A 14,188-nucleotide genomic window follows, 5' to 3' on the forward strand; every position below is an offset into this window, starting at 1 on the left:
CGACGTTCGACGAGGAACGAAGAACGGGGCAGTCATGCGCATGACGAGCAGCACCATCCGGAAACGCTGGTCGCCCGAGCGGGACAAGGCGACCCCCAAGCACCGCAGAGCCGCCAAGGCCGCGGCAGCCGTCGCCGCGGGAGCGCTCGCGCTCTCGCTCACCGCCTGCGGAGGCGCCGACGACGGGAACAGTGAACCCCAGGGCAACACCGAGGAGACCACCGACAACGTCACCCTTCCCAAGCTGGACGGGACGAGCCTGGAGATCGCCGCCGTGTGGACCGGCGCCGAACAGGCCAACTTCAAGAAGGTCCTTTCGGAGTTCGAGAAGCGCACGGGCGCCAAGGTCACGTTCATCCCCGCCCAGGACCCGATCATCAACTTCATCGGTTCGAAGGTGGCCGGCGGGCAGCCGCCGGACATCGCGATGCTGCCACAGCCGGGCGCCATCAAGCAGGCCGTGGACCGCGGCTGGGCCAAGCCGCTCGGCGCCGACGCCCTCAAGGAGCTCGGCGAGAACTACTCGCAGGGCTGGCAGGACATCGGCAAGGTCGGCGGCAAGCAGTACGGCGTCTACTACAAGGCCGCCAACAAGTCCCTGATCTGGTACAACAACCAGGTCTTCGAGAACGCCGGGGCGAGCGAGCCCGAGACCTGGCCGGACCTGCTGAAGACGGCACAGACGGTCTACGACTCCGGCGTCACCCCGTTCTCCGTCGGCGGCGCCGAGGGCTGGACGCTGACCGACTGGTTCGAGAACGTCTACCTCTCCCAGGCCGGGCCGGAGAAGTACGACCAGCTGGCCAAGCACGAGATCAAGTGGACGGACCCGTCCGTGAAGGACGCGCTGACCACCCTCGCGCAGGTCTGGGGCAAGACCGACTACATCGCGACCGGGGCGTTGCAGACCGACTTCCCGGCCTCCGTCACGCAGGTCTTCACCGGCGGGGACCAGCCCAAGGCGGCCATGGTCGCGGCGGGCGACTTCGCGCAGGTCAACATCCCGCAGAACATGAAGGTGGGCACGGACGCGAAGGTGTTCCCGTTCCCGGCGGTCGGTGACAGCGGTCCGGTGGTCTCGGCCGGTGACGCGGCCGTGATCCTGGAGGACTCGAAGGGGGCGCAGGCCCTGGCCACCTGGCTGGCCTCGCCGGACGCGGCACAGATCCAGGCGAAGCTCGGCGGCTACCTGTCGCCGAACAAGAACGTGCCGAACTCCGCGTACCCCAACGCGGTGCAGCAGCGGATCGCCAAGTCGCTCATCGACGCCGGTGACGACTTCCGCTTCGACATGTCCGACCAGGCCCCGCAGGCCTTCGGCGGCACGCCCGGCAAGGGTGAGTGGAAGATCCTCCAGGACTTCCTGAAGAACCCGAAGGACGTGGCGGGTACGCAGCAGAAGCTGGAGGCCGAAGCGGCCGCGGCCTACGGAGGCTGACGGCATGACGTCGGCCACGGCGGCAGGGGGCGTCAAGCCCCCTGCCGCTCCCAAGTCGCGCAAGAGTGTGACCGGCACCCGCAGGATGGTCGCGGCGCTGTTCCTGCTGCCCGCGCTCGTCCTGCTCGGCGCGCTCGTGGTGTACCCGATCGGGTACTCGGTGGTCCGCAGCTTCTACGACCAGTCCGGCGACGGCTTCGCCGGAATCGACAACTACAAGGCCCTCTTCACCGACGAGGGCATCCGCACCGCGCTGAAGAACAACATCTTCTGGGTGGTGTTCGCGCCGACGGTCGCCACGGCCCTCGGCCTGATCTTCGCGGTGCTGACCGAACGGGTGCGCTGGGGCACGGCCTTCAAGCTGGTCGTCTTCATGCCGATGGCGATCTCGATGCTGGCGGCGGGCATCATCTTCCGCCTGGTGTACGACCAGGACCCGGACAAGGGCGTGGCGAACGCGGTGTGGGTGGGCGTGCACGACACGTTCGCCCAGGCGTCGGCGTTCCCGAAGGCCCACCCGGGCCGGGAGTCGCCGCTGGAGGCGGCGGGCGGCGGCGCGTTCATCACGAAGTCGCCCGTCCGCGTCGGCGAGGCGGTCTCGCTGCCGATGGTGGGCGTCGCGCCGGACCTGATGCCGGACGGCGCGAAGCCGGCGGCGGCGCCGAAGCCCGAGCCGGACAAGGTCACCGGCACGACCTGGCAGGACTTCACGCGCGGCAAGGGCGTCGGCAAGCTCAACAGCGTCGACGCGTCCGAACTGGGCTACGCCGGGATGCGCATCGAGGCCGTGAAGGACGGCCGGGTCGTGGCCTCCACCACGGCCGGCGGCGACGGCACCTTCACGCTGCCGGCCTCGGCCGACGGGGCACAACTGCGGCTCCCGGACAGCAACTTCAAGGAGCCGTACAACGGCCTGGACTGGCTCGGCCCGTCCCTGGTCACGCCGTCCATCATCGGCGCGTACATCTGGATGTGGGCGGGCTTCGCGATGGTGCTGATCGCGGCCGGACTCGCGGGCGTGCCCCGGGAGCTGCTGGAGGCCGCCCGGGTCGACGGGGCGAGTGAGTGGCAGGTGTTCCGACGGGTCACGGTGCCGCTGCTGGCGCCGGTCCTCGCGGTCGTCACCGTCACCCTGATGATCAACGTGCTGAAGATCTTCGACCTGGTCTTCATCATCGCCCCCGGCTCCGCCCAGGACGACGCGAACGTGCTCGCCCTGGAGCTGTACCGCAAGGGCTTCTCCGAGGACCAGCCGGGCATCGCCAGCGCCATCTCGGTGTTCCTGCTGCTGCTCGTGATCCCGGTGATGTGGTTCAACGTACGGCGGCTGCGGCGGGAGGTCAGGCGATGACCGCGGACACGGGCAGTCTGCCCGGCAAGGCGGCGCGGCCCACCGGCTCGGTGAAGGCGAGGCAGTCGCTGGGGTCCCGGCTGGTCGAGGGGGTCAGCGGCGGGCTCGTGCGGGTGTTCCTCATCGTGGTCGGTCTGTTCTGGCTGGTGCCGACGATCGGTCTCCTGCTGGCCAGTCTCCGCTCGCCGGAGGACATCGCGGCGAGCGGCTGGTGGAAGGTGTTCACCGAACCGTCGCAGATGACCTTCGACAGCTACTCGAAACTGCTGGAGAACGAGGACATCACCAGCAGCCTGGTCAACACGGTGTGGATCACCGTCCCGGCGACCCTGCTGGTGGTGATCATCGGCTCGCTGGCGGGCTACGCCTTCGCCTGGATGGAGTTCCCGGGCCGGGACTGGTGGTTCCTGGGCGTGGTCGGCCTGTTGGTCGTGCCCGTGCAGGTCGCGCTGATCCCGATCGCCGAACTCTTCGGCACCATCGGCATCTTCGGCTCGGTGACCGGCGTGGTCCTCTTCCACGTCGGCTTCGGTCTGCCGTTCGCGGTGTTCCTGCTGCGGAACTTCTTCGCGGAGATCCCGAGGGAGCTGCTGGAGGCCGCGCGGCTGGACGGGGCGGGCGAACTGCGCCTGTTCTTCCGGGTCGTGATGCCGCTGGGCGCTCCGGCGATCGCCTCGCTCGGCATCTTCCAGTTCCTGTGGGTGTGGAACGACATGCTGGTGGCGCTGATCTTCTCGGACTCCGGGAGCCAGCCGATCACGGTCGCACTCCAGACGCAGGTACGGCAGTTCGGCAACAACATCGACGTGCTGGCGCCCGGCGCGTTCATCTCGATGGTGGTCCCGCTGGCCGTCTTCTTCGCGTTCCAGCGGCAGTTCGTGTCCGGCGTGATGGCGGGCGCGGTGAAGTAGCGCTCAGGACAATGCAGTTGGAGGGGCGGGCCGGGAGCGGTCCGCCCCTTCGGCGTTCCCCCGGATGCCGTAGCCGCCGTAACCAACCCGGCCCACCGGCCGTTCCCGGGCCGAACGCCCGCGCCGACCGATGGATGGCCTCTTGCCCAGGTTCAGTGTCATTGTCCCCGCGTACCAGGTTCAGGCGTACCTGCACGAGTGCCTCGAATCGGTGCTCTCCCAGTCCTGTCCCGATCTGGAACTGATCGTCGTCGACGACTGCTCGCCGGACGCGTGCGGCGCGATCATCGACGAGTTCGCCGCCCGCGACGCGCGCGTCCACCCCGTCCACCTGCCGCAGAACGTCGGCCTGGGCCGCGCCCGCAACGCCGGCGTGGCCCACGCGAGCGGCGACTACCTGCTGTTCCTCGACAGCGACGACACGCTCACGCCCGACGCGTTGCGCTCCATCGCCGACCGGCTGAAGGAGACGGGCGATCCGGACGTCCTGGTCTTCGACTACGCGCGCACCTACTGGACGGGCGAGGCGGTCCGCAACCAGGCGGCGCTGCAGCTCACCGAGGAGGGCCCGGCCCCGTTCCGCCTGGAGGACCGGCCGGGGCTGCTGCGGCTGCTGATGGTCGCGTGGAACAAGGCGTACCGGCGGGAGTTCGTCGAGGAGAAGGGGTTCGCCTTCCCGCCCGGCTGGTACGAGGACACGCCGTGGACGTACCCGGTGCTGATGACCGCGGAGTCGATCGCGACGCTCGACCGGGTCTGCGTGCACTACCGGCAGCGGCGGCAGGGCAGCATCCTGCGCACCACCAGCGAACGGCACTTCGACGTCTTCGAGCAGTACGACCGGGTGTTCGCGTTCCTCGACGAGCGGCCCGAACTGGCGCAGTGGCGGCCGGTGTTGTTCCGCCGCATGGTGCACCACCTGGCGATCGTGTACTCCCGGCGGGACCGGCTGCCCCGGGGCTCGCGCGCGGCCTTCCTGCGCCGGGCCCGCGCCCACTACCGCCGCTACCGCACGCCCGGGACGCCCGGTCCCCTGCGCGCCCGGGTACACCACACGCTGATCCGCTTCGGCCTGCACCGCACCTACCGGGCCCTGAAGCTGGCGTCGGCCGCGCACCGCTCCGCCGCCCGGATCACCGGCGGGCTCGGGCGGGGGCTGCGGTCCGCCGCGCTGCGGGCCCACTACCGGGTGCAGCGCTGCCTCCCGCTGCGCGCCGACCGTGCCGTCTTCACCGCGTACGACGGCCGCGGCCACAGCTGCAACCCGGGCGCGCTGGAGGCCGCGTTCCGCGACCTCGCCCCGCACATCCGCACGGCGTGGATCGCCCGTCCCGAGCACCACCACACGATCCCGCCCGGCCCGCGCCGCCTCGTCCCCGGCACGGCCGCCTACTGGACGGCGCTCGCCCGCTCCCGGTACCTGGTCAGCAACACCGACTTCGACGACCGCCTGGTCAAGCGCCGGGGCCAGGTCCTGATCCAGACCGGGCACGGCACCCCGCTGGGGCACCTCGGGCTCGACCTCCAGGAGCGCCCGGCGGCGGCCCGCGGCCGGGACTTCGCCCGGCTCCTCAAGGGCGTCGAGCAGTGGGACTACGTGCTGTCCGCGAACCGCCACACGACCCTGACCCACGAGCGCGTCCACCCCGGCCGCTACACCACGCTGGAGTACGGCTACCCCCGCAACGACGTGTTCCGCACGGCGACCCCGGCGGACGTGGCCCGGCTGCGCGCCTCGCTCGGGGTCCCCGAGGGCGCGGTGGCGATCCTGTACGCGCCGACCCGCCGCGACTACCGCCGCTCCCCGCGCCACACCCTCGACCTGCAGCGGATCGTGCGCCGCCTGGGCCCGCGCTTCGTCGTCCTGGCCCGCGCCCACCACGCCTACGGCGGCCCGCTGACCACGACCTGCGGCCGGGTCGTCGACGTCAGCGACCACCCGAGCGTGGAGTCGCTCTGCCTGGCCTCGGACGCCCTGGTCACGGACTACTCGTCGCTGATGTTCGACTACGCCAACCTGGACCGGCCGATCGTGATCCACGCCGACGACTGGGAGGCGTACGAGGCGGCCCGCGGCACCTACTTCGACCTGCGTTCCTTCCCGCCCGGCGCGATCGCGCGGGGCGAGGACGAACTGATCGACATCTTCGCCACCGGCCACTGGCGCGGCTCCCGGTCGGCGCAGCTGCGGGCGGCGTTCCGCGAGCGGTTCTGCACCTACGACGACGGCCGGGCCGCCGAGCGGGTCGTGCGCCGGGTCGTCCTCGGCGAGTCGGACCTGCCGCCGGTCGTCCCGCTGGCCGAGCGCCGGCCGGTGCCGTCGGCGGCGGCCTCGATGGTCCGCGAGCCGCTCGCCACGGTGCCGCAGCCGGCCGGTTCCGCGGCCGTCACCGACCGCCTCTGAACTCGGTTCTCACTCCGGGGAGTCCCATGCCCTCCAGCCCGTCGCGGCCGACACCCAGCCGGCCGCCCTCCTGGCGCCCGTCCGGGCGCCCGGGCCGCCCGCGCGCGGCCTGAGGCGGCCCGCAGTCTCCTGAAGGCCCTCGACAGAAAGAGCAGAATGCCCCGCTTCAGCATCGTCGTCCCGTCCCATGGGGTCGCGGGCCGGCTGTCCCAGGCGCTGGACTCGGTCCTCGCCCAGTCGTTCGGCGACTTCGAGCTGATCCCGGTGTGCGACGCACCCGACGCACCGGCGGCGGACGTCGTCGCCGGGTACGCCGAGCGGGACTCCCGGGTGACGCCGGTGCACTCCCCGCCGTCGGCCGGTCTGGCCGGGGCGCGCAACACCGGGCTGCGGTCGGCGGTCGGCGGCCACGTGCTGTTCCTCGACGGCGACGACGTCCTGGCCCCGGGGGCGCTGGCCGCGCTGGACGCCCGGCTGGGCGAGACCGGCGACGTGGACGTCCTGTACTTCGGGCACGAGCGCACCCCCTGGTGGGAGGGCGAGCCGACCAACCCGGCGGCCCCGCTGCTGGCCAGGACACCGGACCGGGCCTTCGCCCCCGGTGAGGCCCCGCAGCTGACGGGCGTGGCGCTCCCGGCGTGGAGCGCGGCCTACCGCCGGGCCTTCCTCACCGAGCGGGACATCACCTTCCCCGGGGACCACTTCACCGACGTCGGGTTCGGCGGTCTCGTCGCCCTGCGGGCGGAGCGCGTGGCGGCGCTGCGCACGGTCGTCGTCCGGCATCTGCTGCGCCGGCAGGGCAACCGGCTGAACCTGCCGGGCGGGCACCACACCGAGCTGCTCGACCAGACCGAGCTGGTGCTGACGCGGGCGGCTGAGGGGGAGCTGCCGGTGGAGCGGCTGCGGCCGCTGTTCGAGCAGCTCTTCGCCACCGTGCTGAAGACGGCCGCGCACCCCCGGCGGCTGCCGTCCGGGCGGCGCGCCTTCTTCCGGCGGGCGAGCGCGCTCTACCGGCGGCACCGCCCCGCCGGCTACCAGGCGCCCGGCGGCAGCCTCGGCGTCCAGCACCGGCTGCTGGCGTCCGGCTCGTACGCGGCGTTCCGCGCCCTGCGCGCCGCGAACCGGGGAGCACTGCGGGCCGCCGCGCTGCTCCCCCGCCCGCGCGGGCTGCGCACCCGGCTGCGCTACGCGGCACAGCTGCGCCTCCCGCTCGACCGGAACCTGGTCGTGTACTGCGCGTACTGGGGCCGCGGCTACGCCTGCAACCCGGCCGCGATCCACGCCGCGGCCCGCGAACTCGCCCCGCACCTGCGGGCGGTGTTCCTGGTGGAGCCGGACGCGGTGGGCAGCATGCCGCCGGGGGTGGAGTACGCGGTGATCGGCAGCCGGAAGTACTGGCGGGTGCTGGCCCGCGCCAAGTACCTCGTGAACAACGCCAACTTCGCGGACGCCGTCGTCAAGCGCCGCGGCAGCGTGCACCTGCAGACGCAGCACGGCACGCCGCTGAAGACGATGGGCGCCGACCAGGCGACGTACCCCGTGGTGGCCGCGGCGACCGGGAGCTTCACCAGGCTGCTGGCCCGGGTGGACCGCTGGGACTTCAACCTCACCTCGAACCGGCACTCCACGCAGATGTGGGAGCGGGCGTTCCCCGGCGCGCACGCGACGCTGGAGTACGGCTATCCGCGCAACGACGTCTACTACACGGCGTCCGCCGAGGACATCGCCCGCGTCCGCAAGGAACTGGGCGTCCCCGACGGCAAGAAGGCCCTGCTCTACGCCCCCACCCACCGCGACTACGCCACCGGCTTCGCCTCGGGCCTGGACCTGGCCGAGTTCTGCGAGGCGATCGGCGACGACTACGTGGTCCTGCTGCGCGCCCACTACTTCTACGACCAGGGCTCCTCCCGCGGCGGCGGCCGGATCATCGATGTCACGGGGCACCGCTCCTCGGAGGACGTGTGCCTGGCGGCGGACGCGCTGATCACCGACTACTCGTCGATCATGTTCGACTACGCCAACCTGGACCGGCCGATCGTCGTGTACGCGGACGACTGGGAGGTCTACCGGGAGACCCGGGGCGTCTACTTCGACCTGATGAAGTGCCCGCCCGGCCGGGTGGCCCGTACGCCGGAGGAGCTGGCGGCCGTCTTCCGCGACGGCGGCTGGGCCGACGAGTCCGCCGCGGCCCTGCGCGCCGCGTTCCGGGAGCGCTTCTGTCAGTTCGACGACGGCCGGGCCGCCGAGCGTGTCGTGCGCCGGGTGCTGCTGGGCGAGCCGCCCGAGTCGATCCCGCCCGTGACCCCGCTCGCGGGGCGCGTCCCGGCCCCCGCGGCCGCCACCCTCGTAAGGAGCTGACCGAAGAAGTGCCCCGCTTCAGCATCATCGTCCCCGTCTACAAGGTGCAGGGCTTCCTGCGCGAGTGCCTCGACTCGGTGCTCGGCCAGTCCTACGGCGACTTCGAGGTGATCGCCGTGGACGACCGCTCGCCGGACGGCAGCGGCGCGATCCTCGACGAGTACGCGGCCCGCGATGCCCGGGTGCGGGTGCTGCATCTGCCGGAGAACGTCGGCCTGGGCCGGGCTCGCAACGCCGGACTCGCCGAGGCGGCCGGCGACTACGTCCTGTTCCTCGACAGCGACGACCACTACACGCCGGGCCTGCTGGCGGCCGTCGCCGCGCGCCTGGAGACGACCGGCGACCCGGACATCCTGGTCTTCGACCATGTGCGCACCCACTGGTGGGGCCGGGGCGGGCGCAGCGAGGCGGCGGACCTGCTGGCCGCGGCGGGCCTGGAGACGTTCTCCGTCCGGGAGAGCCCGCAGTACCTGAACCTGTTCCTGGTCGCCTGGAACAAGGCGTACCGGCGGGCCTTCTTCCAGGGGCACGGCCTTCAGTACGCGCCGGGGCTGTACGAGGACGCGCCGGTCACCTACCGGTCGATGGTGCTGGCCGAGCGGATCGCCTGCCTGGACCGGATCGGCGTGGAGTACCGGCAGCGCAGGCAGGGCGCGATCACCAAGACGCCGGGCCGGCGGCACTTCGAGATCTTCCCGCAGTACGAGGGCCTGTTCGCGTTCCTGGAGCAGCGGCCCGACCTCGACTGGGCGCGGCCGCTGCTGCTGGAGCGGGCCCTGGACCACATGCTGTTCGTGCTGGCCCGCGAGGACCGGGTGCGGCCCGCGGACCGGGGCGACTTCTACCGCGAGATCCGCTCCTTCCACCGCCGTCACCTCCCCGAGGGCGGCTTCCCGGAGCCGGACGGCTGGCGCGGGGTGGAGATGCGGCTGCTGGCGTCGGCGCCCTACGCGTCGTACGCCGTGGCGCGGACGCTGCGGGACCTGCGCGCGGCGGCCCTGGGCGGACAGCGGCGGGTGGCCCGGAAGGCGTCGGAGACCGCCCTGCGCGGCTGGTACGCGGTCCAGTCGAAGCGCCCGCTCGATCCGCACCTCGCCGTCTACTCGGCGACCCACCACCGCGGGGTGAGCGGCGACCCGGCCGCGATCTACGAGAAGGCGCGCGAGATCGCCCCGCACATCCGGGGCGTGTGGGTGGTGCGGGAGGACGCGGTGGACGCGCTGCCGCCCGGCATCGACCATGTGACGCCGGGCTCGCGCCGCTACCACGAGGTCATGGCCCGGGCCACGTACTGGGTGAACAACGTCAACTGGCCCGGCACCCTGGCCAAGCGGCCCGGCAGCGTCCACATCCACACCCACCAGGGCACGCCACTGAAGTACATGGGCGCGGACCTGCTGACCAAGCCGGGCGCCCGGCACGGCTTCGACGTGCCGCAGTCGCTGCGCCGGGCCGACCGCTGGGACTACAGCCTGGTCGCGGGGCGGCACGCGGAGCGGGCCTGGGAGCGGGCGTACCCGTGCCACTTCACCTCGCTGCGCACCGGCAGCCCGCGCAACGACGTGCTGGTCGGGGCCGGTCCAGAGCGGGGCCGGGCGGTGCGCGAGCGGCTCGGCATCCCCGCGGACCACACGGTGGTGCTGTACGCGCCGACCCGCCGGGACTACCGCAAGGGCGGCCATGTCGACCGGTTCGACCCGGCCCGGTTCGCGGCGGACCTCGGCCCCGGGCACACCCTGGTCGTCCGGCTGCACCCGTCCCTGGCGTCGGGTGTGGCGCGCGGTCTCGGCCTGTCCGACCTGCACCGGCGGGGCGTTCTGGTGGACGCGACGGACGAGCCGCACGTCGAGGACGTGCTGCTGGCCTCGGACGCCCTGGTCACCGACTACTCCGCCCTGATGTTCGACTACGTCCTGCTGGACCGGCCGGTCGTGGTGCACGCGGACGACTGGGGCGCGTTCGCGGCCAGCCGGGGCGCGTACTTCGACATCACGGCCGACGCGCCCGGCCATGTGTCGCGCTCGTACCGGGAGCTGGCCTGGCTGTTCGCGTCCGGCACCTGGCAGGACCAGGAGGCGGCGCGGCTGCGGTCCGGTTTCCGGGAGCGGTACTGCGAGTTCGAGGACGGGCGGGCCGCCGAGCGGGTCGTGCGGCTGCTGATGCTGGGCGAGCGGGGTGGTGCGCTGCTGCCCGCGGCCCGCCGGACCGAGGGCGTCCGCGACCGGTCCGGGGCGCTGGTCGAGCGATGAGAACCCCCGCCGGCCCCGAGGCCGTCCCCTCCCTGCCCGGCCAGCGGGCCTCCTCCGCACGGCCCCCGGCGCCCGCCGAGCGGCCGCGGCCGGTGCACTGGTGGCACGCGGCCCTGGTCGCCGTGCCCACCGCGGCCCTGTTCGTGCTGGGCTACCGGCGCCGCTGGATCTGCGACGACGGGCTGATCTACCTGCGCCCGGTGCGGCAGATCCTGGCGGGCAACGGGCCGGTGTTCAACGTCGGGGAGCGGGCGGAGAGTTCGACCGGCACCCTGTGGCAGTGGCTGCTCGCGCTCGCCACGTGGGTCACCGGCGAGGACCCGGCGTTCCTCGCGGTCGGGCTGGGACTGCTGCTGAGCACCGCCGGGTTCACGCTCGCTCTGCTGGCCACCTGCCGGCTGCACCGGAGCGCGGGGCTGCTGCTGCCGGCCGGGGTGTTCGTGCTGCTGGCCGTGCCGCCGTTCTGGTCGTACATGACCTCGGGTCTGGAGAGCGGGCTCGGCGCGTGCTGGACCGGCCTGTCGTGGTGGCTGCTGACGCGGGTCCGGCGGGGTCAGGAGGCCCGGGAGACGTACCTGGCGGCGTTCGTGTTCGGGCTGGGGCCGCTGGTTAGGCCCGATCTGGCGGTGGTCACGGCGTGCTTCCTGGCGGCGCAGTGGTGGGTGCTGCGGCCGTCCCGGCGGGGCGTGGCGGCGCTGCTGGCGTCGGCGGGCGCCGTGCCGCTGGCGTACGAGGTGTTCCGGGCCGGGTACTACGGGATCCTGGTGCCGCTGCCGGCCATCGCCAAGGAGGCGAGCGCCAGCGACTGGGGCCGGGGCGCCGGGTACGTGCAGGAGACGCTCGGGCCGTACTGGCTGTGGCCGGTCGTGCCCGTGCTGGGCGCGCTGGCCGTGCTGCTGGTGCGCCGCACCCGACGGCAGCGGGTACAGAGGGCCCCGGGCCGGGCGGCGCTCGCGGTGCTGCTGGCGCCCCTCGCGGCCGGTGCGCTGCTCGCCGGGTACGTCGTCCGCGTCGGCGGCGACTACATGCACGCCCGCATGATCCTGCCCGCGCTCCTGCTGCTGCTCCTGCCCGTGCTGGTCGTGCCCGCGAACCGGGTCACCGGTGCGGCGAGCGCCCTGCTGGTGGTGTGGCTGTGCGCGGCGGTCAGCCCGCTGCGGACGCCGTTCGACGTGCGCAGCACGCCCGGCTCGTTCAATGTGCGCAGCTCCGACGTGGAGGGCCTCGGCGACCACAACCCGGTGCGCACGGCCACCTGGGTGGACAACTGGCCCGCCCTGCCGGAGGGGCGCCGCATGCTGGCCGAGGCGGTCCGTTCGCCCCGTCCGACGCTGCTGTACTTCGACGCCGCACGGCGGCTGCACGCCACGCCGATGCGCGCGGACTCCCCGTACCACGTGGTCATCGTGGGCCGTCATCTCGGCGTCACGGGCGCGGCGGCACCGCTCGACGCGTACGTCAACGACGCCTGGGGGCTGGCCAGTCCGATCGGCGCGCATCTCGCGCTGGAGCGGTGGAGCTGGCCCGGGCACGAGAAGTTCCTGCGCAACCACTGGGTCTTCGCCGAGTGGGCCGTGCGCCACCCGCCGTACCGCGACCTGCTGCGGGCCGGGGCCACGCGGGAGGCGGTCGAGGCGGCCCGGGCGGCGCTGGGCTGCGGGCAGCTCGCCGAACTGAAGGAGTCGGTGCGCGCGCCGCTCACCGCAGAGCGGTTCTGGCACAACCTCACCGGGGCCTTCGAACGGACCCGGTTCCGGTTCGCGCGCTGGCCGGCGGCGGCGGAGCAGGCGCTGTGCGACTGACCTGACGGCAGGTGGGTGTAGCCGCCTCACCCGATGAAGTGACCCGGGGTCAGGGCGGGCGGGCGGCCGGGAACATTCGGCGCATGCCCCAGACCCTCCTCCCCCTCCTGTGAGCGCCCCGGTCCTCGTCCGGCGGGCCGTGCGCGGTGCGACGGCGCTGCGCGGCGGCCGGGTGGGGCGGCCCACTCCGTACCAGTTCTACGGCGCCCTGTTCTGGCTGGTGATGACGCTGGCGTTCTGGCGCGTGCCGCTGTGCTGCGACGCCGGACAGCACGCCGCGGTCGTCGAGCGCCTCAAGGACGACCTGCTGCACCCGGCCCACACCATGGCCGACCTGCCGGGCGAGGGCAGCCCCTACTACGGTCCCTACGCCGTCGCGCAGGGCGTGCTGGCGCGGCTTACGGGGCTGTCCGGCTGGGAGGTCGTGAAGCTCGCCGGGCCGGTGCACCTGCTGGTGCTGCTGACCGGGGTCGGCCGTTTCGTCAGGACGCTCACCGCACGCCCCTGGGCGCCGGTGCTGGCCCTGCTGTTCATGACGCTGCTGTGGGGCACGGCGCGGATCCTGTGGAGCGGCTACCTCGGGCTGATGTCGATGACGACGAACCTGGGGTATCCGTCGGCGCTGGCGATCGGCCTGACGTTCTGGGCGTGGGCCTGGACGGGCACGCGCGCGCGGGAGGACGCCCCGGCCGTGCGGTTCGTCGGCCCGAGCGGGCTCGGCGGCTGGTCGGGGTACGCCGGGATCGGCGCCCTGTACGGGCTGATCCTGCTCACGCATCCGGTCACGGCCGCCTCGGCGCTCACCGGGGCGGTGGCGATCGTGGCGTCCCGGCAGCGCGGCTGGCGCCGGCCGGTCGTGGCGCGCTGGGCGCTCGCCGGGGCGGCCTGCGCGACGGTCGCCGTGAGCTGGCCGTACTACGACGTGCTGGCGCTGGTGGGCGACACCGGCATGGACGCGATGCACCGGCAGTTGTACGAGCGGATGCTCGCCAACTCCTGGCTGGCATTGCTCGGCCTGCCCGCGCTGTGGCTGCGGGCCCGCCGCTCGGCGCGCGACCCGCTGGTGCTGCTGTTCCTGCTGGAGTGCCTGCTGGTGGCGTACGGCTGGCTCAGCGGGCACTACACGTACGCCCGGGCGCTGTGGGCCGTGCTCGTGCCGCCGCAGTTCGCCCTGGCGGTGGAGCTGGCGGCGGCCCGGCCCTGGGGGCGGGTCCGGCGGGTGCTGGGCGGGGCGGCGGCGGTCGGGGTGTGCGTCGGGTTCGTCACCGTGCACGCCGGGGCGGTCGTGCCGCGCTCGGTCGACCCGGTGGGGTTCACGCAGCCGACGCGCTGGCCGTCGTACGACTGGGCGGCGCGGCACATCGGGCCGGGCGAGGTGGTGATCACCGACGGGTACTTCGCCAGTCACGCCATCGCCGGGTACGGGCCGAACCTCGCCGCGCCCATCTGGCCCGACCCGGCCCTGGCGGAGACGGAGCGCAAACGCCGGGCGGCCGACGTGCGCGCCTACCTCGCCCCTGACGCGACCCGCGCCGAGCGGGCCGCCGTCGTCCGCCGCTACCACGTGCGCTGGCTGCTGCTGACGCGCTGGCACCCGGTGCCCGAGGAGGCCGTGGTGGTGGCGTGGAGCAGACGGACGGGGGAGGTGCTGGCGCGGGTCGGGGGGTGACGCGCG

Annotated in this window: 8 protein-coding genes; all 8 read left to right on the forward strand. The window is 73.3% G+C overall.

All coding sequences use genetic code 11. The annotated features are described in order from the left end of the window. Positions 1 to 34 precede the first annotated feature (34 nt). Positions 35 to 1,438 (forward strand): ABC transporter substrate-binding protein, encoded by a 1,404-nt coding sequence (locus ABZ386_RS29255; protein WP_351342094.1) that lies wholly within the window; start codon positions 35 to 37, stop codon positions 1,436 to 1,438. 67 nt (positions 1,439 to 1,505) lie between these two features. After that, positions 1,506 to 2,789 (forward strand): sugar ABC transporter permease, encoded by a 1,284-nt coding sequence (locus ABZ386_RS29260; RefSeq protein ID WP_355725226.1) that lies wholly within the window; start codon positions 1,506 to 1,508, stop codon positions 2,787 to 2,789. Next, positions 2,786 to 3,700: a carbohydrate ABC transporter permease gene (locus ABZ386_RS29265; protein WP_351342096.1), complete on the forward strand. Its 915-nt coding sequence runs from the start codon at positions 2,786 to 2,788 to the stop codon at positions 3,698 to 3,700. The genes ABZ386_RS29260 and ABZ386_RS29265 overlap by 4 nt, the downstream gene beginning before the upstream one ends. 142 nt (positions 3,701 to 3,842) lie before the next feature. After that, positions 3,843 to 6,104, forward strand: coding sequence for a bifunctional glycosyltransferase family 2 protein/CDP-glycerol:glycerophosphate glycerophosphotransferase (locus tag ABZ386_RS29270; RefSeq protein ID WP_356501122.1), 2,262 nt, complete (start codon positions 3,843 to 3,845; stop codon positions 6,102 to 6,104). Positions 6,105 to 6,260: 156 nt separating this feature from the next. Further along, a complete protein-coding gene (locus tag ABZ386_RS29275) occupies positions 6,261 to 8,462 on the forward strand; it encodes a CDP-glycerol glycerophosphotransferase family protein (RefSeq protein WP_358966537.1) in 2,202 nt (733 codons plus the stop codon). Between the two features lie 8 nt (positions 8,463 to 8,470). After that, complete coding sequence (locus ABZ386_RS29280) at positions 8,471 to 10,711, forward strand: bifunctional glycosyltransferase family 2 protein/CDP-glycerol:glycerophosphate glycerophosphotransferase (RefSeq protein ID WP_355714251.1); 2,241 nt, start codon at positions 8,471 to 8,473, stop codon at positions 10,709 to 10,711. Then, positions 10,708 to 12,513 carry a hypothetical protein gene (locus ABZ386_RS29285; protein WP_356501128.1) on the forward strand — a complete coding sequence of 602 codons (1,806 nt, stop codon included), beginning with the start codon at positions 10,708 to 10,710 and terminating at the stop codon, positions 12,511 to 12,513. Before ABZ386_RS29280 ends, ABZ386_RS29285 begins: the two co-directional genes overlap by 4 nt. A 109-nt stretch (positions 12,514 to 12,622) precedes the next feature. Beyond that, positions 12,623 to 14,182 (forward strand): hypothetical protein, encoded by a 1,560-nt coding sequence (locus ABZ386_RS29290; RefSeq protein ID WP_351342106.1) that lies wholly within the window; start codon positions 12,623 to 12,625, stop codon positions 14,180 to 14,182. Positions 14,183 to 14,188: the final 6 nt, after the last annotated feature.

The sequence above is a fragment of the Streptomyces sp. NPDC006140 genome (genome assembly GCF_040628815.1).
Taxonomy (GTDB): domain Bacteria; phylum Actinomycetota; class Actinomycetes; order Streptomycetales; family Streptomycetaceae; genus Streptomyces.